General features: G+C 47.0%; 20 protein-coding genes and 5 tRNA genes. 11 read left to right on the top strand and 14 right to left on the bottom strand.

Annotated features, from left to right (window positions below; genetic code table 11):
• The first annotated feature begins 2 nt into the window (after positions 1-2).
• The 6 genes from ORJ01_RS01795 to ORJ01_RS01770 all read left to right on the top strand — a co-directional run bounded on the left by ORJ01_RS01795 (position 3) and on the right by ORJ01_RS01770 (position 2,079).
• Positions 3-78 (top strand) — tRNA-Glu (locus ORJ01_RS01795).
• A gap of 31 nt (positions 79-109) precedes the next feature.
• Positions 110-185 (top strand) — tRNA-Glu (locus ORJ01_RS01790).
• A gap of 25 nt (positions 186-210) precedes the next feature.
• Positions 211-286, top strand: a tRNA-Glu gene (locus ORJ01_RS01785).
• Positions 287-329: 43 nt separating this feature from the next.
• Positions 330-405 (top strand) — tRNA-Ala (locus ORJ01_RS01780).
• An 11-nt stretch (positions 406-416) separates the two neighbouring features.
• Positions 417-492, top strand: a tRNA-Glu gene (locus tag ORJ01_RS01775).
• Positions 493-777: 285 nt separating this feature from the next.
• Positions 778-2,079, top strand: a complete 1,302-nt coding sequence (locus tag ORJ01_RS01770) for a hypothetical protein (RefSeq protein WP_306176762.1) — start codon at positions 778-780, stop codon at positions 2,077-2,079.
• 23 nt (positions 2,080-2,102) lie between these two features.
• Here ORJ01_RS01770 and ORJ01_RS01765 read toward each other — a convergent pair whose 3' ends face one another.
• Positions 2,103-2,711: an arylesterase gene (locus tag ORJ01_RS01765; protein WP_306176761.1), complete on the bottom strand. Its 609-nt coding sequence runs from the start codon at positions 2,709-2,711 to the stop codon at positions 2,103-2,105.
• On the opposite strand from ORJ01_RS01765, the gene ORJ01_RS01760 reads away from it, so the two are divergent.
• Complete coding sequence (locus ORJ01_RS01760; RefSeq protein ID WP_306176760.1) at positions 2,710-3,414, top strand: ABC transporter ATP-binding protein; 705 nt, start codon at positions 2,710-2,712, stop codon at positions 3,412-3,414. The two genes, ORJ01_RS01765 and ORJ01_RS01760, sit on opposite strands and share 2 nt — an antisense overlap.
• Positions 3,404-5,890 carry an ABC transporter permease gene (locus tag ORJ01_RS01755; RefSeq protein ID WP_306176759.1) on the top strand — a complete coding sequence of 829 codons (2,487 nt, stop codon included), beginning with the start codon at positions 3,404-3,406 and terminating at the stop codon, positions 5,888-5,890. Before ORJ01_RS01760 ends, ORJ01_RS01755 begins: the two co-directional genes overlap by 11 nt.
• Positions 5,891-5,978: 88 nt before the next feature.
• Here the strand turns inward: ORJ01_RS01755 and ORJ01_RS01750 are convergent, their stop codons facing one another.
• The 5 genes from ORJ01_RS01750 to ORJ01_RS01730 all read right to left on the bottom strand — a co-directional run bounded on the left by ORJ01_RS01750 (position 5,979) and on the right by ORJ01_RS01730 (position 9,686).
• Positions 5,979-6,863: a TIGR01777 family oxidoreductase gene (locus ORJ01_RS01750; protein WP_226750835.1), complete on the bottom strand. Its 885-nt coding sequence runs from the start codon at positions 6,861-6,863 to the stop codon at positions 5,979-5,981.
• A gap of 71 nt (positions 6,864-6,934) precedes the next feature.
• Positions 6,935-7,297, bottom strand: a complete 363-nt coding sequence (gene folX / locus ORJ01_RS01745) for a dihydroneopterin triphosphate 2'-epimerase (protein WP_226750836.1) — start codon at positions 7,295-7,297, stop codon at positions 6,935-6,937.
• 81 nt (positions 7,298-7,378) lie between these two features.
• Positions 7,379-8,698: an ATP-binding protein gene (locus ORJ01_RS01740; RefSeq protein WP_306176758.1), complete on the bottom strand. Its 1,320-nt coding sequence runs from the start codon at positions 8,696-8,698 to the stop codon at positions 7,379-7,381.
• A complete protein-coding gene (locus tag ORJ01_RS01735; protein WP_306176757.1) occupies positions 8,695-9,375 on the bottom strand; it encodes a response regulator transcription factor in 681 nt (226 codons plus the stop codon). The genes ORJ01_RS01740 and ORJ01_RS01735 overlap by 4 nt, the downstream gene beginning before the upstream one ends.
• A gap of 2 nt (positions 9,376-9,377) precedes the next feature.
• A complete protein-coding gene (locus ORJ01_RS01730) occupies positions 9,378-9,686 on the bottom strand; it encodes a PepSY domain-containing protein (RefSeq protein ID WP_306176756.1) in 309 nt (102 codons plus the stop codon).
• A gap of 446 nt (positions 9,687-10,132) precedes the next feature.
• On the opposite strand from ORJ01_RS01730, the gene ORJ01_RS01725 reads away from it, so the two are divergent.
• Positions 10,133-10,441: a helix-hairpin-helix domain-containing protein gene (locus ORJ01_RS01725; RefSeq protein ID WP_306176755.1), complete on the top strand. Its 309-nt coding sequence runs from the start codon at positions 10,133-10,135 to the stop codon at positions 10,439-10,441.
• Between the two features lie 16 nt (positions 10,442-10,457).
• On the opposite strand, the gene ORJ01_RS01720 is transcribed toward ORJ01_RS01725, so the two are convergent.
• The 8 genes from ORJ01_RS01720 to ORJ01_RS01685 form a co-directional block, all read right to left on the bottom strand.
• Positions 10,458-11,684, bottom strand: coding sequence for an EAL and HDOD domain-containing protein (locus ORJ01_RS01720; protein WP_306176754.1), 1,227 nt, complete (start codon positions 11,682-11,684; stop codon positions 10,458-10,460).
• A 128-nt stretch (positions 11,685-11,812) separates the two neighbouring features.
• Complete coding sequence (gene putP, locus ORJ01_RS01715) at positions 11,813-13,309, bottom strand: sodium/proline symporter PutP (RefSeq protein ID WP_306176753.1); 1,497 nt, start codon at positions 13,307-13,309, stop codon at positions 11,813-11,815.
• A 297-nt stretch (positions 13,310-13,606) separates the two neighbouring features.
• Positions 13,607-15,253 carry a BatD family protein gene (locus ORJ01_RS01710; RefSeq protein ID WP_306176752.1) on the bottom strand — a complete coding sequence of 549 codons (1,647 nt, stop codon included), beginning with the start codon at positions 15,251-15,253 and terminating at the stop codon, positions 13,607-13,609.
• Positions 15,247-17,064 carry a VWA domain-containing protein gene (locus ORJ01_RS01705; protein WP_306176751.1) on the bottom strand — a complete coding sequence of 606 codons (1,818 nt, stop codon included), beginning with the start codon at positions 17,062-17,064 and terminating at the stop codon, positions 15,247-15,249. Before ORJ01_RS01705 ends, ORJ01_RS01710 begins: the two co-directional genes overlap by 7 nt.
• Positions 17,054-18,040 carry a VWA domain-containing protein gene (locus ORJ01_RS01700; protein WP_226750845.1) on the bottom strand — a complete coding sequence of 329 codons (987 nt, stop codon included), beginning with the start codon at positions 18,038-18,040 and terminating at the stop codon, positions 17,054-17,056. The genes ORJ01_RS01705 and ORJ01_RS01700 overlap by 11 nt, the downstream gene beginning before the upstream one ends.
• Positions 18,033-18,533: a DUF4381 domain-containing protein gene (locus ORJ01_RS01695; RefSeq protein WP_306176750.1), complete on the bottom strand. Its 501-nt coding sequence runs from the start codon at positions 18,531-18,533 to the stop codon at positions 18,033-18,035. The genes ORJ01_RS01700 and ORJ01_RS01695 overlap by 8 nt, the downstream gene beginning before the upstream one ends.
• On the bottom strand, positions 18,523-19,473 hold the full coding sequence (locus ORJ01_RS01690) for a DUF58 domain-containing protein (RefSeq protein ID WP_306176749.1): 951 nt from the start codon (positions 19,471-19,473) through the stop codon (positions 18,523-18,525). The genes ORJ01_RS01695 and ORJ01_RS01690 overlap by 11 nt, the downstream gene beginning before the upstream one ends.
• Positions 19,474-20,427, bottom strand: coding sequence for a MoxR family ATPase (locus ORJ01_RS01685; protein WP_226750848.1), 954 nt, complete (start codon positions 20,425-20,427; stop codon positions 19,474-19,476).
• Positions 20,428-20,698: 271 nt separating this feature from the next.
• Between ORJ01_RS01685 and fadI the strand changes: the two genes are divergently transcribed.
• Positions 20,699-22,009 (top strand): acetyl-CoA C-acyltransferase FadI, encoded by a 1,311-nt coding sequence (fadI, locus tag ORJ01_RS01680; RefSeq protein WP_226750849.1) that lies wholly within the window; start codon positions 20,699-20,701, stop codon positions 22,007-22,009.
• Positions 22,009-24,144: a fatty acid oxidation complex subunit alpha FadJ gene (fadJ, locus tag ORJ01_RS01675; RefSeq protein ID WP_306176748.1), complete on the top strand. Its 2,136-nt coding sequence runs from the start codon at positions 22,009-22,011 to the stop codon at positions 24,142-24,144. Before fadI ends, fadJ begins: the two co-directional genes overlap by 1 nt.
• Positions 24,145-24,223 lie beyond the last annotated feature (79 nt).

Raw genomic sequence — 24,223 nt, 5'->3', positions numbered from 1 at the left:
GCGTCCCCTTCGTCTAGAGGCCTAGGACACCGCCCTTTCACGGCGGTAACAGGGGTTCGAATCCCCTAGGGGACGCCACTAAATTTTACACTTTTCAGACTGTTACAGCGTCCCCTTCGTCTAGAGGCCTAGGACACCGCCCTTTCACGGCGGTAACAGGGGTTCGAATCCCCTAGGGGACGCCAATTCAGTCACACTTTTCACTGTTATGTCCCCTTCGTCTAGAGGCCTAGGACACCGCCCTTTCACGGCGGTAACAGGGGTTCGAATCCCCTAGGGGACGCCATTCTTTGCTAATGGCTTTTTTTCCCAGACCGACTTTGCAATTCGGGGCTATAGCTCAGCTGGGAGAGCGCTTGCATGGCATGCAAGAGGTCAGCGGTTCGATCCCGCTTAGCTCCACCAATTTCCAGTGCGTCCCCTTCGTCTAGAGGCCTAGGACACCGCCCTTTCACGGCGGTAACAGGGGTTCGAATCCCCTAGGGGACGCCATTTTTGTTTACTCTCTTTAAAACTCAAAACTCCTACTCGCCGTGATGGCGGTGCGGACACCGCGTTGTTGTCTTGGCACGGCGGAAGCCGGGAAGCAAATCCCCTAGGGGAAGTCATCTTTATTCATCTTTCAAAACTCACAACTCAAAAATCCGGTTGTTAAAGACTAATATATTGTTCCTTTTTTCTATCGTGAACATTTCGCATTTATTGCTGAAAATATGCTAATCTGCAGCGCAATTTACGTATCTGATTCTTAGTGTTAGCGGCTTTAGAGGTTATAAAATGCGAGTGGTTAAAAAGCTGGTTAGGGCTTTAATCAAAACCATAGCAATTGTGGCATTGTTGCTAATACTGTTGTTTTGGTTGTTTACTTTGCCGGGGCAAGTTGAGCAACGCAACCTAGCCAGTAACGATGTGGTGTCTTCGCAAAACTTGCTCTCTTCAAGCATTCGTCAATTAAAAAGCGATTCGGCTGATTTAACGATAACACTGACCCAAGCCAATTTAGATGCCATGTTTAATGTCGCGAGTCACACGCTAAAACCCTTCGTTTTTCACGGCTCTATTTTTGACTCCGGTGTAGTGGTGCATTTGGTGTATGCCTTGCCAGGTATCTTTAGCGAAAGATTAATTCCGCTGACCTGTTTTTTTAATGAGACAACGCAGGGTTTTAGAGTTGAAGATTGTAAATTAGGCCGCGTTACCATTCCTAGTCGGTTTGCTCATTTCTTATTTGAATCCAGTATTCACGCGCTGCTTGATTCCCCCTCAGATCAACAAATTTTGCAATTAATCAGCATGGGGCAAGTAGCAAACCAGCAAGTTTCTTTTAGCCGTAAGCCATCGCAACCCATTAACGTTGAGTTAAATCCTAAGCTTTATGCTGAACAAGGCCTGCAATCTTCTTTATTCAGTGCCAATAAAAATCCGGCGCCAGATATTCAGGTGTATCTCGACGAGCTATCTCGGCTTTACCAGAGTAATCAGAATGAGCGTCGCTTAGCATTTTATATGCAGCACCTTTTTAAGTTTGCCTTGCATCGTGCCGACAACGCTGCCTTAGAGCAGCAATATATCAGTGCGCTTTGGGCTTTAGCGGTGGGGTTGGGTAACAAACGCTTTGCACGTTATGCCAATACCAGCTTGACGCCAGATCAGGTACCTCAACTGCCGAGAGTGACGTTATCTGGTCGTGGAGATTTGCCCTTGCACTTTTTGTACTCAGCCGTATTTAAAAACTTGGGAAATGCTTTTTTAGCCGAACAAATTGGCTCTTTAAAAGAAATCAACGATGCAGGACGAGGTGGTAGTGGTTTTAGCTTTATTGATATGGCCGCAAATAAAGCGGGTATCAACTTAGTGCAACAGTTGGTTAATATTGATCCGCAGCAGGTTCGACAACTTTCTACTGAACAGTTTGAACAGGCATTTTTTCCATCGATTAGTGAGTTACCAGAAGGGCTTAGTGAAGAGGCCTTTATAAATCAATTCGGTAGTTTAACCGATAGCCGATATATTGAATTAGAGAACATCATTGAACAGCGTTTGGCAAAGTTAACGCTGTTCAAAATGTCTGAAAACTAAGGCTTAGTTTTGTAGTAAACCGTTTAAGGCGTGGGTGTTAGCTCGATTGTACTTTCTAGTTCTGCCAGCAGGGGCAGCATAATATCTCTTATCAGCGGCTGTGCTTCCGCTGTTGGATGAATACCATCCTGCATCATCAGTTCAGGTTTAATCGCAATCTCATCCATAAAAAAAGGCCACAGTGGGATCTGGTGCCTTTCGGCGAGTGCAGGGTAGATCGCGGTAAAGCGCTCAACGTAACGTGGTCCGTAGTTGGGTGGAATGCGTATTTGCATAAGTATCGGTTGGGCATTATGCTGCTTGGCTGTGATAATAATTTGTTGCAATTGATCTTCGATAAGCTGTGGCGTAAAACCCCGTAAGCCATCGTTACCGCCAAGTTCAACTAACACCCAAGTGGGTTGATGTTCTTTCAGAAGTGCGGGTAAACGGGCGAGGGCGCCACCGGTGGTTTCGCCACTGATGCTGGCGTTAATTAGCGTGAGCTCGGTTTTTTCGGCCAGTAAGGCGGGCCAGCCTTGCGATTCTTGTAAGCCATAAGCCGCACTTAAGCTATCGCCAAGGATCATGAACTTTTGGGCCAGAGCGTTCTGGCTAATAATAAACAATACAAAACATAAGATGATGCGCATGACTAAACTACCTGAAATTCATATTAAAGCGGTTAACCTTGCTAAACGGGTGAATGTTAGCGAAGGATCACTGACTATCCTGCATGATATCAGTCTGACAATCAATCAAGGCGAGACTGTTGCCATTGTTGGTGCGTCTGGATCAGGTAAATCGACCTTATTAAGTTTATTGGCGGGTTTAGACGTGCCCAGTGCTGGTGAGGTGTTTTTAACCGGGCAACCATTACATCGCTTATCTGAAGACGATCGTGCTGGGATCCGCGCGGCGCATGTGGGCTTTGTGTTTCAATCGTTCTTATTGCTACCCAGTTTAACCGCTATTGAAAATATTACTTTACCCGCTGAGCTAGCCGGGGATAAGCAGGCAAGGCAACGCGCGTTAACCCTGTTAAAACAAGTTGGCTTACAAGATCGTGCAGATTTTTATCCAGCGCAGCTATCGGGTGGTGAACAGCAACGCGTGGCGATTGCCCGCGCCTTTATTACGCAGCCGGCTATTTTATTTGCCGATGAACCTTCCGCCAATTTAGATGCCACGACCGGCCAGCGTATTGAAGATTTATTGTTTGAACTAAACCAGCAGCAAGGCACTACCTTGGTGCTAGTTACGCACAATGCAGAACTTGCCGCACGTTGTCAGCGCCAGTTAAAAATGCAAGCAGGCCGTTTTGTTGATACTGAGGAGTTACAGCATGTGGGCTAGTATTGCCTGGCGCTTATTTTGGCGTGAATTAAAACGCGGCGAGTTGTGGGTGATTGCCTTTGCGCTGTTTTTAGCGGTGTTCTCTGTGGTTAGCTTAAGTGGTATTACCCAAACAGTGCGCGTGGCGCTGGAGCAGCGCAGTGCGCAATTTATTGCCGCGGATCGCGTGTTGGGCTCGAGTCAGCCATTTAACCCAGAAATTATTAGCCTAGCTAAACAGCAAAGCCTGCAAGTGGCGCAGCAAATGCAGTTCGATTCCATGCTGTTTAGTGCACAACAAATGCAATTGGCGACAATCAAAGCCGTCGATAATGCCTACCCATTGCGCGGTGAGTTGGTCCTTCACAAATCTAACAATGTGTTAAACGGTGAACTGGGCAGCTTAACGCCCGGGCAAATTTGGGTTGAACCGCGTTTACTGGGATTACTTGAGGTGTCTGTTGGTGATGACATTGAATTAGGCAGCAGCCGCTTACAAATTGCTGGGGTTATTGTTAATGAACCGGATGCGCCTTTAAGTGTGTTTGGCGGCTCGCCGCGCGTCATTATGCATATTGACGATGTGGCGGCGACCGGTATTGTGCAGCCGGGCAGTCGTATTAGTTACCGTTATTTATTTGCCGGTGGTAATGCTGAATTAGACCGTTTTGCTACTGAGGTAACGCCCTTAATGTCGGTGCACGAGCGTTGGCGCAATCGTGATCGGCAAACCGCCGTGGGTGGCGCCCTAGAGCGGGCTGAGCGCTTTTTATTATTAGCCGGTTTGTTGGGCATCGTGTTAGCCGCATGTGCTGCTGCAGTAGCCGCAAGCCGCTATAGTCAGCGGCATGCGCAAGCGGTTGCCATAATCAAAGCGCTAGGGGCAACCACCGCTCAAGTGCGGCGCATTTATAGCAGTCATCTAATGCTGGTGGTGTTGTTTAGCTTAGGCTTGGGTTTATTGCTAGGGCAGGTAACCTTGCTGGGCGTAGAATCGGCCATTGTGCTTTATGTCGGTGATTTTCGGCCTGAGTTTAGTTTGCGGCCAATATGGCTGGGTAGCCTTACCTGTATTTTATGTGCCTTGCTGTTTGCCGCTCGGCCCTTGTGGCAATTAACCATCACCCCAGCGATCCAAGTACTTAAACAACCGGTGCAGCAGCTGGCGTTTGATCGTTGGCAATTTATCACCGGCGCTGTCGCAGTATTCGGTTTAATGTGGCTGTTCTCAGGTGAATGGTTAATTAGCATCGGCTTGTTTTTGGTTTGTGGGGTGTTCGTCGGTGCGCTATTAGGTATCGCCGCCTTAATGGTGAAAGCCGCTAAACCGGTGGCAGCGGGTCAAAGCAGTGCCGGCAAGCTGGCGCTGGCCAATTTACGCCGTAGATTATGGGCGAACAGCTTTCAGTTAATTACCTTTTCTTTAGCCTTGTTCTTGGCGTTGTTGTTGTATTTTGTGCGCGCCGAATTAATTGGTCAGTGGCAACAGCAGATCCCAGAAGGTGCACCCAATCACTTTTTGGTGAATGTTAGCGAAGCGCAGCGTAGCCAATTAGCAGACTTTGCCAAAGCGCATCAACTGCAATCCGAGCCGTTTTATCCGGTGGTGCGGGGGCGTTTAGTGCAAGTTAACCAAGAACAAATGCGCGATGAAGCCACAAAAGAAGATCGCACTGAACAGCGCACCGGTGTTGGGCGTGAGTTAAACCTAACGTGGCTATCAACCTTACCAACAGCCAATAAAATCTTAAGTGGTAACTGGTTTTCTGAAGATAGCCGTGGTGAAGTGTCGGTAGAGCAAGAACTCGCTGAGCGCTTAGGTTTGAAATTAGATGATCAGGTGCAGTTTTCGATTGGCGGGCAAATGGTCTCGGCCAAGATCAGCAGCATCCGTCAGGTAGATTGGAACAGCTTGCAGCCGAACTTCTACATGATTTTAAGCCCGGATTTGTTAGCAGGTTTTCCGGCTAGCTATATCACAGCGTTTTATATCGAGCCGGATCGCTATCAGCTCGTTAATCAGTTAGCGCGTTTGATGCCCACGGTCACCGTATTAAGTGTCGAGGCGATAATCAAACAGGTGCAAGACATTATTGCGCAAGTCACCGTCGCACTTAGCTTTATATTACTGATAATTATCTTGGCTTCGGCGTTGGTGCTGGTAGCACAAGTGCAAGCAACTCTAGAGCAACGCGAGCAAGAGTTAGCCATATTGCGTACCCTTGGCGCGCGTTATGCTTTTTTACGCAATGCGCTAATCTTAGAGTTTACTTTTTTGGGGGCGTTAGCGGGCTTGTTTGCCACAGTGCTGGCAGAAGTGTTGCTATTAACCCTGCAGCAGCGGCTGTTTGAATTGCCGTTCAGCTTTCACTACGCCCTTTGGTGGATGGGACCGCTCAGTGGGGCGCTGCTGGTGTCTGCTTTAGGTTGGTGGCAGTTACGCCGCTTATTGCAAGTGCCTGGTGCGGTATTGATCAGACGGGTGCTGCAAGGATAATGGCTGGGTAAGCCAACAAAAACTGCTAAAACTAAAAACCCCTAATAATGTGTTAGGGGTTTTTGTTTTTTGGCTTTTTGCTTTGACGTCACAATGTTAATGCGGCTAATGCCTGCGATAGCTGCGGATAGCGGAACGTAAAACCGGCTTTTAGTAGTTTTTGCGGCACCACGCGTTGCCCGTATAGCAAAATGTCGGCCATTTCACCAAACAACAAGCTGGCCATAAACGCCGGCATCGGCAGTACAGCAGGGCGTTTTATACGTTTAGCTAATTCAGCGGTAAATACTTTATTGGTTACTGGGCGCGGTGCTACGGCATTCACCGGGCCGCTTATATCATCGTGTTGCATAATAAAGTTGATAAGATTAACCATATCGTCTAAATGGATCCACGACATATACTGTGTGCCATCGCCCATTACCCCGCCCAATGCCAGTTTAAAAGGCGGTAACATTTTGGCTAGTGCGCCGCCGTCTTCGGCTAACACGATGCCTGTACGTAACAACGCTACGCGGGTTTTATCACTACTGGCTTGCATCGCCAAGTTTTCCCATTTCGCGCAAATATCGTGGGTAAATTCAGGGAAAAAAGCATCGTATTCTTCGGTGATCTCAGTGTTGCCCTGCCGGCCATAATAACCCGTAGCAGAGCCACTGATCAGCAATTTTGGAGGCGTTGAAGCTTGACTGATCAGTTTGCTGAGTGCTTCAGTAAGCTGCCAACGGCTTTGGCAGATAAGGTTTTTTTGCTTTTCGCTCCAGCGACGCTTAGCAATGGGCTCACCCGCTAAGTTCACCACCACATCAATGGTATTAAAATCCACTTCTGAGAGGGCATTAATATAGTGAATGTTACTGTTAGCACTTTTACGGCCGGTACGGCTGAGGATCAGCAGTTTATGCTCAGCTTGCCAAAGCCGTACTAAAGCACTGCCGATTAAGCCGGTGCCGCCCGTAATGAGGATCTGCATATCAGGTATCCTTACTTACGTTGTTGTTACAAACAGTTGTAACACATCAACCTTTATTGAAGTATAGCGGGTTATTTGTTAACCGATAAGGTTAGCGAAACAGAATCGGCAAAACGCAGGGCGTGCGGTTTGTCGATTTCCACTTCAGCGTAGCTAACAGAGGCATGCGCACTGGCTAAAGCAAGGACGTCAGAGGTGAGTTTTTCTAATAAACCAAAGCGATTGTTTTCAACCAGGGCAATAATTTGTTTAGTTATAGTGCGATAATTTAGCGCGTTAGCCATGTCATCGGTTTGTGCGGCTGTTTCAGCGCGATAAACAATTTTAGCGTTTATGACCACGTCTTGTTTGTTCGCAATCTCATCTTCGTTAATGCCGATGTAAGTGCGTAAGCGCAGGTTTTTGATTCTAATTGTTGCCGGATTAAGATCCATAATAATACCCTTAATTAATTTTAACTGCTTACGCTACGCTAACGCGCTGCGATCAACCAGTACAGTAATTTGTTTAGGTATTTAGGCATCGTCATTAAATACAAGGGTAAAACAGGCACCGCCTAACTCACTGTCGCTAATGGTAATGTTGCCTGAGTATGAGTTTACCAGCTCAGAGACGATAGATAGGCCGACGCCATGGCCTTCGACATAGGTGTCGAGTCGTGTGCCACGTTGAAACAGCTCTTGGCGATTTTTTTTCGCAATGCCAGGGCCATCATCTTCGACGATAATTGAAAAGGGTTGTTGGCCGATAGTTACCCGAACTTGATGACGGCTGGCTTTACAGGCGTTATCCAGTAAGTTACCCAATACTTCCATTAAATCGGTTTCATCACCACGGAAAAAGGCCTCTTCGCTGCACACTAGCTCAATTTCACAGTCTTTATCACGGTAGATTTTTTGTAGGGCGTTAATTAGCTTTTCTAGTAGCGGTAAGATCAGCGTTTCTTTTTTCCAAATATCCTGACCTGAGCTGCTGGCTTTTTTTAGCTGATGCTCGATCATCGCAGTAATGCGGTCAATTTGTTCTTTTAGTTCAGGCTGTTGAGCTAAAGGGGAGGTTCTAAGCACGGCTACCGGGGTTTTTAAGGCATGCGCTAAGTCACTTAAATGATTACGATAGCGCAGCTTTTGGCGGTTTTGACTGGCTAATAATAAATTCAGATCTTCTTTAATAACATTTAGCTCAGACGGATAATTGCCCATTAAGTGATCTTGTTTACCACGTTCAAGTTGTCTGATTTCATGGTCTAAGCGGGTTAACGGTTTGGTCGTCCAGTAATAAGCCAGAATACTAAGCAGTAATAAACCTAGTGCAATACCAATAAACCAACGTAATAGCGTTGAGCGGAAGCTTTTGTGTGGTGCAAGTAACAATTCTGCGGTTTGCACCACATGAATGGCGAGCGGGCGAGCGCTTTCACCGGAATCAAACAAAAAAGCGATACTGAGAATTTGAAATTGGCTGTCTTGCTGTTGTTCAGCATAAAAAATATGCTGCCCTGGTACTAAGGTAATGTCTGGCACACTAAAGCTTTGATTAAGTGAAGAGTCGGATTGCCATAAAAGCTGTTTGCCGTCGGTAACATAAGCACTTAAACCCGAGTCTGGCCGATAGAAGTCTGGGGCCAGCGAGTTGTTGGTTAATTCTATTTTGTTATCAACCAAGTTAAGCTCAGACAAAATGGCGTACATATGTACTTCCATTTTTTGTTCCGCATTGGTTAATAGCTGCGTGTGAAAGGCTTGCTCAATAGCCAAAAAAGAGCTGGGCAGCAGCAATACTAATAATACTGCGCTTACCAGCCCTTGACGGAGCTTAAGAGGGATAACTCTCATTTACTCACTTGTAAATTAAAGCGATAACCCCGACCACGCAGTGTTTCGATCGGTTTTAACTCAGCATCGGGGTCGAGTTTTTTACGTAACCGCAGTACAAACACTTCAATAACATTACTGTCTAAATCAAAGTCTTGATCGTAGATGTGCTCGGTTAGTTCAGTTTTAGAAATCACCTTACCTGGGTTGAGCATAAAGTACTCTAGCACTTTATATTCATAGGCGGTTAAACTCACTTCGTTTTCACCCAGCCACACCTGTTGTGTGCGGCTATTTAAAGAAATTGGGCCCGAGCTCAGAGTTGGATCCGGTTGACCGGCTGCGCGGCGGATCAGTGCGTTACAACGGGCTAATAACTCTTCATTGTGAAAGGGTTTCGTTAAATAATCATCAGCACCAGCATCTAAACCTTCCACTTTTTCTTGCCAACTGCCACGCGCTGTTAAAATGATGATAGGGGTTTTTAATTCTTGTTTACGCGCTTTGCGGATCACCGATAAGCCGTCTAACTTGGGTAAACCCAAATCAATAATGGCCAGATCATAAGGATATTCGGATAATTTAAACCAACCTTCGGCACCATCTACCGCCAGATCAACACTAAATTGTTGTTGTAGCAGGTCGTTCTTAATTTGCTCGGCTAATAATTTTTCATCTTCGATGACTAAAACTCGCATGCTTAATCTTCCCTTTTAACACGGCCGCTGCGGCCATCGACAATAACATTAACAACTCGACCATCATCTTGCATCACGCGCACACGATATTGCCGAGATTCTGCTCTAACTTTGAGAATACGGCCAGGAAAACGTTGTTTTGCGAGTTGCGCTGCAGTTTCTTTCGTAATGTCTTTCGCAGGTAATACAGTGGGTTGTTTTGCAGGTTCTTTGTTATCACTCAGCAACATAGCGCTATCGTTTGCCTGCAAGGGCGCAACAAGCACCAGCAGCAAACTGCAACTAAGTAAAATCGTGAGTATTTTTGTCATATTATTCAACCCCCTAGACAGTGTGGAACACCGCTACGACTGGTAAGGTGTGTTAACTACAGGTCTTATTTAAACTGTAGAAGCCACAAAGTAATACGCTGTGATTGGCATAAGCTAACCGCTGATTTATGTCTAACTTCATCATCTGTTTGTGTATTCTTGCTAATGTACTGAAATATTCTATTGGCGGCAATCAGCAATGTGCGAAGAATAGGCGTTGATGGCTTAATTCAACCTGAATGTGAATGTAGCTATTTAATTAAATTTTTTAAAATAAAGTTGCAAAATATTTTTCTGCGTCTAGATTTAATGCGGTCGGTAATTTTGCTTGCGATGTCCGCTTTGCGAATGTTGTAGCTACCAGCGGCTACCGACTCTGGTAGGTAAGTAAGGTTATGTCAGTGTTTACTGCTGCGGCATCCAGCCATTTCGGGAGGAAAGCTGTTATGAAAAATATTATTGTTGCCACATTGCTAGCTACTGCCGTATTGGTAGCTAACCACAGTTTAGCCAATAGTAATGTTCAAGAAGTGACTAAAGCGACCGCTAGCCAAGCGACAAGTAAATTACGCTTGAATCAAGCCAGTGTAGAGCAATTGGTTGCCGTGCCAGGTTTAGGCAAAGTGAAAGCAGAAGCGATAGTGGCGCACATTAATGAAAATGGTGCTATTAGCAATGAAGCGGATCTGACCAAAGTAAAAGGCATTGGCCCAAAACTGGCGGCACGCGTGGCGCAATATGTCAGTTTTGACTAAGGGTTAAAGCAAAGCCTTAGGCGATTTCGCCTAAGGCTTTCATTTGTTCGTTAGCCCATTGCACAGCCTGATGATACGCATCCGGTACTTTTTCAACAGGTAAATTCAGGTGTTTGATAGTGCTCGTCGCTTCCGTCCAGTGCGCCGTTTCGTAATACTCAATTAAGCGAATATAATCGGCAAGCACGCCTTCTTTATTCACTAATGCGTCTTTGATATCAGCTGACAGCGGTAATTTTTCCATCACGCTTTCAATTGACTCATCTAAAATCGCATCCATTAACGACATCATCCCGGTTAAGAAAGCTTTTTCTAACGGTACTGTGCCCGATAATGCCGCTAAGCCTTCAGCAAAGTTTGCCCGAGTCATGGCCATTCGCATCAGTTCAGCCGGTTTGTCGGTACTGATTTGCGCGGTAAATAATAAGGATAAAAATTTCTTTAACTCAGCTTGACCAAGCACTACGATGGCATGCTTGATGGTATCAATTTCAGTGCGGCGGCGGAAAATGGCCGAGTTACTATAACGTAATAGCTTATATGAAAGCGTCACATCGCGTTTAAACACTTCGGCAATTTGCACTAAATCCATATCGGCCTTTGATGTTTCATATAACAGCTCAGCTAAAGCCAATTGTGAAGGAGACAGCGCTTTGGCTTGCATCATTTCCGGCTTAGAAAAAAAGTAACCTTGGAAGTAGGCAAAACCTTGATCCATAGCTTGTTGAAACTCTTCAATAGTTTCTACTTTTTCGGCTAATAACTTGATGTTCGGAAAGTCGGCAATCGCCGTTTTTATCTCTTCAATTTGTTCGCTATTGGTGCTGCGAAAATCGATTTTGATAATATCAATATAAGGGTAAAAATGCCGCCAAACATGTTTATGCTCGTAATCGTCGAGTGCCAAAACATAGCCTTGCTCTTTAAGTTGCTGGCATTCTGCTAGCAGGCGTTTGCCCGGTTGCACCGTTTCGAGTACTTCAATGACTACCTGTTCTTTTGGCAGCATACTGGGGTATTTTTTTAGCAGTGTTTCTAGTGTGAAGTTGATAAAGCCCGGCTTATCGCCCAGAAAGTCGTCTAAACCAAAAGCAAATTGACTGCCTTCAATCATTTTTGACGTGGCTTCATCACCATCAATGTCTGGAAATGCGTTATCGACGCCATCCCGAAATAGCAATTCGTAGCCGAAGAGCGCTTTATTACGGTCCAAGATGGGTTGGCGAGCGGCATAAAAAAACATTCGTGAGGTTTCTCCGACAAGTAAACTTTGCTTAATGTAACAAAACGCTGGCTATGAAAGCCAGCGTATCTTCAGCACAATCAGTAAAAACAGCCTGTTTTGTCACTGGCTGTTTCGATTATAGCGGATTAAGTGTTTGCTTTTAGGGTGGTTAGCATCTTAGTGAACATCTGCTGCACACTTTCTGATGGCATTCTACCCATTAAACTGACAACAATAATAGCTAAAGTACTGAGGATCACCCCTGGTACAATTTCGTACATGGTCGCACTTAGCGTTTGACCATTAATGCTGATAGGTAAGTAGATCCACAATAATACGGTGCCCGCACCAACAATAATACCGCTAAGCGCACCGGCAAACGTCATGCGTGGCCAATACAAGCTCATGATAATCAGGGGGCCAAAGGCCGCACCAAAACCGGCCCAAGCATTGCTTACTAATTGCAGTACTGAACTATCGCGATCGTAGGCTAGCGCGATAGCCACTAAGGCCACTAATAATACCGATAAACGACCCACCACCACTAATTCTGTTTGGGTGGCGCTGCGATTCACAAAGGTTTTATAAAAGTCTTCGGTTAACGAGCTCGACGTTACCAACAGCTGTGATGAGATGGTACTCATAATGGCCGCTAAAATAGCCGCTAGTAAAAAACCACTGATCAGCGGATGGAATAAAAACTGTGAGAAGACAATAAAGATGGTTTCAGGATCGGCGATGTCCATTTTAGTTTTCGCCACATAAGCGATACCCACAAAACCGGTAGTAATGGCACCGACGATGGTCACAAACATCCAGCTCATGCCTATACGACGAGCCATTTTGATATCTTTAACCGAACGGATCGCCATAAAGCGTACGATGATATGCGGCTGGCCAAAATAGCCCAAGCCCCAACTGAGCGCTGAGATGATTCCCAGAACTGAACTGCCGGCTACCCAATTCATTAAATCAGGGTTGATGTTCGTGACAATTTGGTTAACTTCACTGATCCCGCCAAGGTGATCGATCGCCACGATAGGCACTAATACCAGAGCGATAAACATTAAGCAGCCTTGCACAAAGTCGGTAATGCTAACCGCCATAAAGCCGCCAATCAGGGTGTAAATAACTACTACGCTCGCGGTAATATACAGGCCCAGTTCGTAGTTAAGATTAAACGAGCTTTCGAATAATTTACCGCCGCCAACGACACCTGAAGAGGTGTAAAGCGTAAAGAAAATAACGATAACTAAAGAAGACACAATACGCAGCATGCGCGTTTTGTCTTCAAAACGTTTTTCAAAGTAATCCGGAATGGTAATCGCATCATTGGCTATTTCGGTATACACCCGCAGCCTTGGCGCAACAATCAGATAGTTCAGTAGAGCACCAATTAATAAACCGACCGCTATCCAGGTGCTACTAAGGCCAGAAACATACATGGCACCGGGTAAGCCCATTAACATCCAGCCACTCATATCAGAGGCACCGGCAGAGAGCGCTGTCACGCCAGGGCCGAGTTTACGACCACCGAGCATATAGCCTGAAACATCATTATCTGTGGCATTGTAGGAATATAAACCGATGCCGATCATGGCAAGAAAATAAATACCCAAAGATATTAGGGTGGCAGTTTCCACTACGCGAGCTCCTTTTTTAGTTTTATTAGGCATTACAGCGAGGTTAACTGACCAGGTGATTAACCTTGAGTGTATCTCGCTATAATGATGATTGAGCTGACGTTTGCTGACGCGATAACCGTTTTGATCCCCATCAGCAAAAGTCAAATCACTATAAATGTTAACAACTAGGCTGCTTAGATACCAGTCATTTTCAGTATTGCGGTCTCAGCTCTAGGTCATTCTAACGTAAAGCCCCGGTAGCTAATACAGGGGCTTTGGGTATTCAGTACGTTATTATAGAGTTAACCGGAATTATCAAGGATAAAGTGACGCCAGCCCTTGCGGTGTAGGCTGTTTTGCCGGCGCTTGCCATTGCCGCCAACGCTGATAGAGGCTGTCTCCCTGCCATGGGCTGTCGGTGTTACTGTATAAGTGTTGTTCCAGCTGCTTTAACTCGGCTAATAACGCCTCATCTTGTAAGTAGCCCATTAACTGCCCTAAAGAGCGGATCGAAGGTCCAAATTGCTGTTGTCCCCAAAGGAGTAATTGCTGTGCCGCTGTTGCTGCATCACTTGCGGCACAGGCTTTTTGTAGCAAGCGATTATCCGCCATCACTTTGGCGCTGCGTACTGTATTTAAAGCTGCCGGTTGCACAGAGCGTGACTTTAAAAAGTAAAGCGCGATCAGCATTGACGCAAGCCAGAGCAGGCTGAGTAAGCTTGAGGTGTAATTCCATTGCCAAGGGTTGCTAGCCACTGACGGTGTGGCAGCCATTGGCGCAGGCAGCGTGTTGGCAGTAGGTGTAGCACCTGCTGCTGCAATAACCTTAAAGGTACGTGCAGGTAACACCGTAGTTTGTAATTGATCCGTTTGGCTATTCCACCAAGCCAAACTAATTTCTGGCAGTGTGACATCCCCCTCAGCATTAGCAATTAAAGCCGTGGTAAACACTTTTTGCGCGACCAAGCGGCCATTGCGTTCGGCGCCGACACTTTGCGGTTGTTCATCATATGAGCGTAATTGCGCGGGCAGTTGCTGAGATAACTCGGGTAATTGACTGGGCGACACATCTACTGCTGATAAGGTAATGATCCGTGTAACGGGCTCGCCGACCACTAATTCGGTGTTATTGGGTTGCCACTCTTCGGTCAGTGTAACTAAACCGGCGACAAGCCAATTTCCAGGGAAATTATCCGGTTGCGGTAATACCTGCAGGGAAATGGGGTTGGCTTCCTGCATCACAGTTTTACTGCGGGCAAAATAATTGTAGTTGCTGTTATCGCGATCAATCACTTCACCGGTAAATACCGGCGGGTTAATCACCATATCTCCGCTGCGCTGCGGGATAACACTATAACGACGGGTAATAGTGCGATAACGCACACCATTAACGATAGCGCTGCCTTCGGCATCTTGGCCCACTCGTTTAATCTCGGCGCCTTCAAGTTGCGGTTCAGTTAAGGTGCCGCGCTGTAAATCACCGCTAAAATAAATCACCACATCGTAATACAACATTTGTTGCACATAGACGTTATTGGTGGCAATTAAATTGGCTTCAACAAACAGCTCGCGTGAGGCATCTTTTTTTATGGGTTGGTCTAATACTTCGACGGTGAGCGGTAAAGAACGAATACCGTTAATTTCAAAGGCCGGAATAGTGAACACACCGCTGTTCAGCGGAAATAACGTCAGTGACCAGCGGGTACTTTGGCTGCTTTGGCCGTTAATAATTTGCGTGCTTTGGCTAACCGACGGTGCCATTACGCGGAAGTTTTGCTCTAACTGCCGATAATTTAAGGCGTCAGCCGATAAACGGCTATCTGCCGTAACAACCAAGGTGATGGCTTCACCGGCCAGTGCCGGGTTTTTATCCACTTCACTAGTCAGTGAACTAAAGGCCGCTAGCGGCATGCTCATAACCAGTAACAGAAAAATAAAGCTGTTAAATACCGATGTCACCATTCCTGACGAGCTCCTGGAGGGGGTTGAGTACGACGTTTCTGATGTTCTAATAACATTCTATTGCGCAGTAAAATACCCGGATCGTCTTGTACCTTGCGCAGCAGGTTTTCTAGCTCTTGTTGTTGTTCTGGCGTGGCATTGGGCCAGTTTTCAGTTACAACTTGCTGTTTATTGCTTGGCGGTTCGTCGCCGGGTTGCTGTTCTGTTGCTTGCTGCGCGGCTTGTTGCTCACGTTGTGCGGCGTCTTCTTGCTGTTCGGCATTTTGCTCGGCTTGTGCGCTGCTATCACCGGCACTGCCATCTTCTGCTGAGTTTTGCTCGGACTCAGCCGACTCTTCAGCGTTTTGCTTTTCAGATGAAGCGTCGTCGGCAGCATCGTCGTCTTGCTGACCTTGTTGTTTATCTTGCTGTTGCTGATCCTGTTGTTGTTGCTCTTGTTCTTGTTGCTGTAACAACTTGCGCATCAGCTCAGCATTGGCCGCCTGTGATGGCGCCTCAGGATCAAGTGCCAGTGCTTGTTCGTAAGCTGCTAAAGCAGCTTTATATTGTTGTTGCATCGCTAACGCATTGCCTAAATTGTGCCAGCTATCAACGGAGGGGGCGTCGTTGCTGGCTCGCTGATAGGCTTCTGCTGCTGCGGCATAATCTTCGGCGCGGTAAGCGGCGTTACCTTGCCATAGAGGATCACGAAACTTCTGTTGAGCTTGTTGATAGTCTTGCTGTTGATAATCCTCTACGGCTTGCTGTTGTTTTGTTTGCCATAAATCACGCCAACTTACGGCATCTGCTGGTGGCAGATATAACAAGGGCAAGATCACTAAAATGGGTGCTTTACGCGCTAGCCATAGTGCTAAGGGTAAGAGTAACCATACCAAATAAACAGCATTGTCTTGCCATTGATCGCCTGTCATCAGGGGCTGTGGCTGTCTGTCATCATATTGCTGTTGGTTTTGTTTCAGTAGTTGTTGTAAATCCGCATTATCGGCACCGGCTTGCACTAAGCTTCCGCCGGCTTGGCGAGCGAGTACGCGCAGTTGTTCAAGAGGGACACGAGGCATCACAACACCGCCTTGAGCATTTTTTAGCAGCTCGCCATTTTCTAAACGCACCACTGCACCCTCGGGTTGACCAAAAGCCATGATGGCTAATTGATGTGGCCAATTGTTCAGTAATTGCTGAATAGACTGATAACTATCAGCATCAAAGCCGTCGGTAAACAGTACAATTTCACCGCTGGGATAACCGGCTTGTTCTAATAACTCGGCGGCTTGCTCTAGCGCGCGTAGCACATTAGAGCCCTGAGCTGGCATCAATTCTGGGCGTAGGGTAGGAATTTGCAGGCGGATATTATTATGATCTGGCGTCAGTGGTGAAATGACAAAGGCATCGGCGGCATAACTGATTAAACCCAAATCACCTTCTTGTAGCAAATCAATGAAATCTAAAGCTTTAAAGCGTTGCTGTGTCAGGCGATCGGGCGTTAAATCTGTTGCCCGCATTGATAACGACATATCCATGACTAAAACCGTGGCTTTTTTCACCGTTAAGGCCGGTTGCGGCAGTTTCTGCCAGCTGGGGCCACTTAACGCTAATACGGTCAGCAACCAACAGCTGGCTAACAGTGGTAGCGCCCAAGGTTGACGTTGCTGAATATGTTGGCCCAACAACATCACATGCTGCAAATGCGGGGCAATCAGTTGTTGCCACGGGCTAGTGTCTTGTCGCCGCTTTTGCAGTAACCAGCAAAGAAGTGCCAGTGGCAGCAGCGCCAGTAACCAATAAGGTCGTAAAAAATGAAAGTCAGCGAACATCTTTCGTTACTCCAGACCAATTGATACGCCGAACCGCTAAAAAGCATGAACAGAGCAAGGCGAGGGCCAGCGGATAATGCAACAGGCTGCGCTGTGGCCGAAAGGTCAGCTCTTCACGCTCAATCGGTTCGAGTTCATCTAATAACTGATAAATTTCTCGTAATTCTTGCGGGCTACGAGCACGAAAGTAACGTCCGCCGGTGCTTTCAGCTAATTCTATCAACAAGGGCTCATCTAAATCTTGCGATGGATTGATATTGCGCTGTCCGAACAGGCTTTGCTGGATCATTTGTTCTGCACCGAGCCCAACCGTGTAAATTTTTACGCCCGCCGCTTTAGCCAGTTGCAATGCTTCTCGGGGTTGAATATCGCCAGCATTGTTAGCACCGTCACTGAGTAAAATCAGCACTTTATTGCTGGTTTCAAAATTATTAAAGCGTTTTACCGTTAAGCCAATGGCCTCACCAATGGCAGTGCGTTGCCCAACCAGCCCGATAACGGCATCATCAAGAAATTGCTGCACTGTGGCTAGGTCAAACGTCAGCGGGGTTTGCTGAAAAGCGGCATCGGCAAATAGCACTAAACCAATACGATCTCCTTGACGCGCTTGAATAAATTCACCCAACACCACTTTCATGGCTTTTAATCGGGTGGTATTCCCCATCTCCAATCGCATATCGGGGATATCCATTGAGCCGGATAAATCAATCGCTAACATGAGTTCGCGCCCAGGCTGTGGCAAGCTTACCGGCTCATCCAACCAGCGTGGCTGCGTGGCACTGATCACTAATAACAGCCAAATCACCGCCAATAAAAAATGACTGACGTTCCGCTGCTCGGCTTTGGCTTGATTAGCACTGCCTAGTTTAGCTAAAGCCGGTAAATTAAGGGCACTGCCATTGCGCTGCGGTTTTTTCTTCAGCAACAGCGGTAACGGCAAGGCTAACAATAACCAAGGGTAAGCGAGATCAAGCATGGGTGCCGCCTTGCTTAAATGAAGTAAACCCTTTTACAGGATCTAATTGTTTAATGATGTGCTGGGTTGCCAGCCAAAATTGCTGTTGCTGTGCCGTTTTATCTGGCCCAGGTGCTTGATAAAGCAGCGTGGCCAAAGGCGGAAGCGGCAACTGCGCCGGTAATTGCTGCTGTAAAAAAGCTTGCCATTGCTCGGTGCTGGCGCTTAACAGCGGGTGGCTAGGTTGATAGTGCTTTAATAGCCGTTTTAACAGCACATTTAATGCGGTGGCGGCTTGCGGCGATTGCCAATCAATTTGTGCCAATTCGGCCATTGCTGCGCGTTTAACCCGCGATTGCTGCTTTGCCCGATAGCGCCAAAATAATAAAGCGGTTAATAACGTTAATGCCAGCAAGGCGAGCAGCCAATAACCCAATGGTGGCAACATACTGCTGGCTAGTTCAGGCTCATAAATATCCGCTAATTGCGGCAGTAAATCGTGTTTATCGGCCATGATAACCCCTCGACAATTGGGTTAATAACGGTTCAGCACTGCTGATGCTAAGCCATTTACAGCCGAGTTGTTGGAGTTGCTGTTGCATTTTTTGCATGGTCTGTTGTTGCTGTTGTTGATAGCGTTGCTGCAGTTTGCGATCGCCAAGTGCTACTAACAGTGGCTCAGCATTGGCTTGCACCAAGGCAGAGCCTTGCGCTTTGGCAGGCAGTTGTTGTTCTAGCGGGTCGACCAATTGACAGCAATGCACTTCATTATGCTGTCGGATCAGCTGAAAATGGCGCATCGCTTCATCATCTAAAGCGTTATAGTCAGACAGCACATACAACAAACTGCCCGGGCGTAACAAGCGGCGTACCTCGGCCAGCGCTTGCGCTAAGGATAACCCTTGGGCAGGGGTGTCGGCTTGGTGCACATCGACTAAGGCTTGCAGGTAGCGCAGTACGCCACGGGTGCGACTGGCCGGCTTGAGTAAACGATGTTGTTGCTGACTAAAGACAATGCCGCCAAGTTTATCGCCATGTGCTTTGCTGTGCCAACTGATCACCGAAGCGAGATGCGCAGCTTGAATAGATTTTAATAACAAGGTGGAACCAAAGCGCATACTGCTGCTCAGATCGGTAAGTATAAACACTGGCCGTTCTTTTTCTTCACGAAATAGCTTGGTGTGCACCTTGCCGGTTCGTGCGGTAACACGCCAGTCAATCGCTCGCACGTCATCACCAGGCTGATAATGCCTCACTTCGTCAAACTCCATGCCGCGACCTTTGCTTTTGGCCAAATAACTGCCGGCCAATTTACTTTGAATGGCAATCGTTGGGCGCAGATCCAAAAGTTGCGTATGGCGTTGATACCACAACAGCTCAGCTAAACCAAGTTGGTAACCGCTGGCTTGTAGGGTGGCTAACCATTGTGAAGGCGTGGTTTCTGGGATGTTCATTTATGGCACAGCGACCTGCTGTAAAATTTCATCGAGCACATGATCGGTGCTGATGCCCTCTGCTTCAGCGGCATAGGTCAGAATTAAGCGGTGGCGCATCACATTATGAAACACCGCTTGAATATCTTCAGGCGTCACAAAATCACGCTCTTGCAACCAAGCACGGGCACGGGCACAGCGATCTAATGCGATGGTAGCGCGTGGGCTGGCGCCATAGCCAATCCAACTGGCCAGTTTACTGCTGTAAGCGGCAGGTTGGCGACTCGCCATAATTAACTGCACCATATAATGTTCAAGGCTTTCGGAAAGGTGTAACTTTAAAATTGCTTGGCGGGCAGCAAAGATTTCTGCTTGGCTTATCGGCTTTGCTGCAGCAGCAGCTTCGTGCCGAGCCTCAGCGCGGGTTAGGCGCAAAATGGCTAATTCGGTTTGGCTATCAGGATAATCTACTTTTAAATGCAGTAAGAAGCGGTCGAGTTGTGCTTCTGGTAAGGGGTATGTGCCTTCTTGCTCTAGTGGGTTTTGTGTGGCCATCACTAAAAACAATTCCGGTAAAGGGTAGGTATTACGCCCAACGGTAACTTGTTTTTCGGCCATCGCTTCCAATAAAGCAGATTGCACCTTGGCGGGCGCACGGTTAATTTCATCCGCCAAAATAATATTGTGAAACAATGGGCCTGATTGAAAAGCAAACTGGCCGGTCTCTGGTCGATAAATATCGGTACCGGTTAAATCAGCGGGCAGTAAATCTGGGGTAAATTGGATCCGATGAAATTCGGCTTCTACACCCTGTGCCAGCGCGTTTACGGCGCGCGTTTTCGCTAACCCCGGTGGCCCTTCTACTAATAAATGACCATTGGCCAGTAAGGCCAACAAGATCCCTTCGGTCAGTGCTGGTTGCCCCAGTACTTGACTGTCTAAATAGCTTTTTAGTGATGCAAATGCCTGAACCATAATAATGTTAGTCTTTTAGTCAATAAGTGAATGATTTTTGCACAATTAATGGCAAAGCTAGCTACGCTAAGATGTTCTAACCTTTATAAGGTTCCCGTTAAAAGAAAACAAGGGCAAGGGGCATGTTGACCTTTGATTATTGATAATCTAAGTGGCTACGATTAAACCGGTCTTAAAACAACTGTTTTAATTTTTGCTGAGTGTGGTTACAATCGAGCTACACTCAGAGGTCAGACCTGTAATCAAACAGAATTGCAAAAAGAGGATCACTATGGCTGCGCCAATTAATCTCACTACTCGGCAGGGCGAACGTATCGCCATTGTGGCTGGGTTACGTACCCCCTTTGCTAAACAGGCAACGGAGTTTCACGGTGTGTCCGCCTTGGACTTGGGCAAGTTAGTGGTCAATGAATTATTGATCCGCACCGAATTAGATCCTGCTTTAATTGAGCAGGTGGTGTATGGCCAAGTTATCCAAATGCCAGAAGCGCCCAATATTGCACGTGAAATTGTGTTAGGCACCGGTATGCCATTACAAACCGACGCCTATAGCGTAACACGGGCTTGTGCTACCAGTTTTCAATCGGTGGTAAGTGTTGCCGAGTCGATGATGGCGGGTATTACCCAAGTTGGTATTGCTGGCGGGGCCGATTCGAGTTCAGTATTACCTATTGGTGTCAGTAAAAAACTGGCACGCGCCTTAGTGGATTTAAACAAAGCCAAAACGCTTGGCCAAAAATTAGCCATCGTGCGCAAGTTAGGTTTAAAAGATTTAATGCCAGTGCCACCGGCCATTGCAGAATACAGCACGGGCTTATCGATGGGCGACACGGCAGAGCAAATGGCCAAAAGCCATGGTATCAGCCGTGCAGCACAAGATGAAATGGCGCACCGTTCACACAGCTTAGCCGCAGCGGCTTGGCAGTCAGGCAAGATGGCTGGCGAAGTGATGACTGCGCATGTTGAGCCTTACAGCCGCTTTTTAGACATGGATAACAATATCCGAATGGACTCTAAATTAGAGTCTTATGCCAAATTAAAGCCGGTGTTTGATCGAGCGCATGGCACGGTAACTGCGGCTACCAGCACCCCTTTAACTGACGGGGCATCGGCAGTATTGATGATGACTGAAGGTCGAGCTAAAGCGCTCGGCTATAAACCGCTGGGCTACATTCGTAGTTATGCTTTTGCGGCCATTGACGTATGGCAAGACATGTTAATGGGGCCGTCTTACGCTACGCCAATTGCGTTGGCTCGGGCAGGCATGAACTTAGCCGATCTCACCTTAATTGAAATGCACGAAGCTTTTGCTGCGCAAGCGCTAGCGAATATGCAGATGTTTGCTAGCCGCAAATTTGCAAAAGAACAGCTGGGCTTAGATCAAGCGATTGGTGAGATTGATATGGCGAAATTTAACGTTAATGGCGGCTCTCTGGCATATGGACACCCATTTGCGGCAACGGGCACGCGCTTAATCGTGCAAACGCTGAATGAATTAAACCGTCGCGGTGGCGGCGTTGGCCTTACTACGGCTTGTGCTGCCGGTGGCTTGGGTGCAGCAATGATTGTGGAGACAGAATAATGAGTGACAGCAACAGCTTCAGTTTAGCCGTACGCGACGATCAGGTGGCCATTTTGACCATGGATATCGTTGGCGAAAGCATGAATGTGTTAAAAGCCTCTTTCGCTAGTGAAATTGAACAGCTACTACAAAAAATTACCAACGACAGCAAAATTAAAGGCGTGGTGTTTATCAGTGGCAAAGCAGACTCGTTTATTGCCGGTGCCGACATCAGCATGTTAGACAGCTGCAAAAGTGCAGACGAAGCGGAAAAGATTGCGCAAATGGGCCAACAAATGTTTGACCGTTTGTCTCAGATGCGTGTGCCTGTGGTTGCCGCCATTCACGGCCCTTGTTTAGGCGGTGGCTTAGAGTTGGCCATGGCATGTCATGCGCGTATTGCCACTGATAGCCCGAAAACGGTGTTAGGTTTACCCGAAGTGCAACTGGGCTTATTACCGGGTAGTGGGGGAACGCAACGTTTACCTAAACTGGTAGGCGTACAAAAAGCCTTAGACATGATTTTAACCGGTAAACAGCTGCGTGCTGCGCAAGCAAAAAAAGCCGGTTTGGTCGATGACGTGGTGCCGCAGAGTATTTTGTTAGAAGCGGCGGTTAAAAAAGTTTTGGCGGGTAAACCACCGGTAGTGGTTAAAAAGCAAAGCTTATTAAACAAGCTTTTAGAGCAAACCTCGCCTGGGCGTAAGCTGGTGTTCTCGCAAGCGTTAAAACAAACGTTAGCCAAAACGCAGGGTAACTACCCAGCCGCATTAAAAATTATCCGAGTTATTCAAACGGGTGTAGAGCAGGGCTACAACCAAGGTTTGGCCGCCGAAGCCAAAGCCTTTGGTCAGCTTTGTATGACTCCCGAGTCGGCAGCACTGCGCAGTATTTTCTTTGCTACCACGCAAATGAAAAAAGAAACCGGCGCTGGCGCCGTGATCCCTCAAAAAATTCATAAAGCGGCTGTGCTTGGTGGTGGCTTGATGGGCGGCGGTATCGCCAATGTTACAGCGACCAAAGCTGGTTTACCTGTGCGCATCAAAGATATTAGCGAGAAGGGTATTAGTGCAGCGCTGAAATACACCTATGATCAGCTGAATAAAAAAGTGAAAAAGCGCTTTATGCGCAAAACCGACATGCAAAAGCAGCTACTGCGGATCACCGGCACCACCGACTTTAGCGGCTTTCATGATGTTGATATCGTGGTAGAAGCGGTATTTGAAGATTTGGCGTTAAAGCAGCAAATGGTTGCCGACATTGAGCAACATTGCCCTGAACACACCATTTTTGCCAGTAACACCAGCTCGTTGCCTATTCATCAAATTGCAGAAAAGGCAGCGAGACCTGAGCAAGTAATTGGTTTACATTATTTTTCACCCGTGGATAAGATGCCATTGGTTGAAGTGATTGCCCATGAAAAAACCTCAGCGCAGACCATCGCGACGACCGTTGCTTTTGCCCGCAAACAAGGCAAAACGCCGATTGTGGTGAAAGATGCAGCTGGTTTTTATGTTAATCGCATCTTAGCGTTGTACATGAATGAAGCCGCCAATATTTTATTAGCAGGTGAATCCATTGAGAAAATCGACAAAGCTTTAGTGAAGTTTGGTTTTCCGGTCGGGCCTATTACCTTATTAGATGAGGTGGGTATCGATGTTGGCGCGAAAATTTCGCCGATCTTAAGCGCTGAACTGGGTGAGCGTTTTACTGCCCCCGCTGCTTTTGAGAAGTTACTGGCAGACGGTCGTAAAGGTAAGAAAACAGAAAAAGGTTTTTACCAATACGGTAAGTCAGTGAAAAAAGGCAAAAAGCTGGTGGACGAATCGGTTTACAATGTACTGGGTGTTACGGTGGCTCCTGCGCTGAATGCGGATGAAATTGCCAGCCGTTGTACGGCTCAAATGTTAAATGAAGCAGTACGTTGTTTAGATGAAGGTATTATCGCTTCAGCGCGGGATGGCGATATCGGGGCTATCTTCGGTATTGGTTTCCCACCGTTTTTAGGCGGGCCGTTCCGGTACATTGACAGCTTAGGCGTCAATAACTTAATTGCGACCTTACGTCAGTTAGAAAACCGCTTTGGCAGTCGTTTTACGCCGTGTCCACGCTTGTTAAAAATGGCCGAGCAGGGCGAGCGGTTTTATCCAAACTAAGTTAGAGCAATCGCCCTTCTTATGGGCGGTTATACTATGTAAGCAGGGCCTTAGGGCCCTTTTTACGTTTATGCGACTA

The organism is Alishewanella sp. SMS8 (assembly GCF_030737935.1).
Classification (GTDB): domain Bacteria; phylum Pseudomonadota; class Gammaproteobacteria; order Enterobacterales; family Alteromonadaceae; genus Alishewanella; species Alishewanella maricola.
The sequence above is the reverse complement of the archived record's forward strand: the minus strand, read 5'-3'. Positions and strand labels throughout refer to the sequence as shown.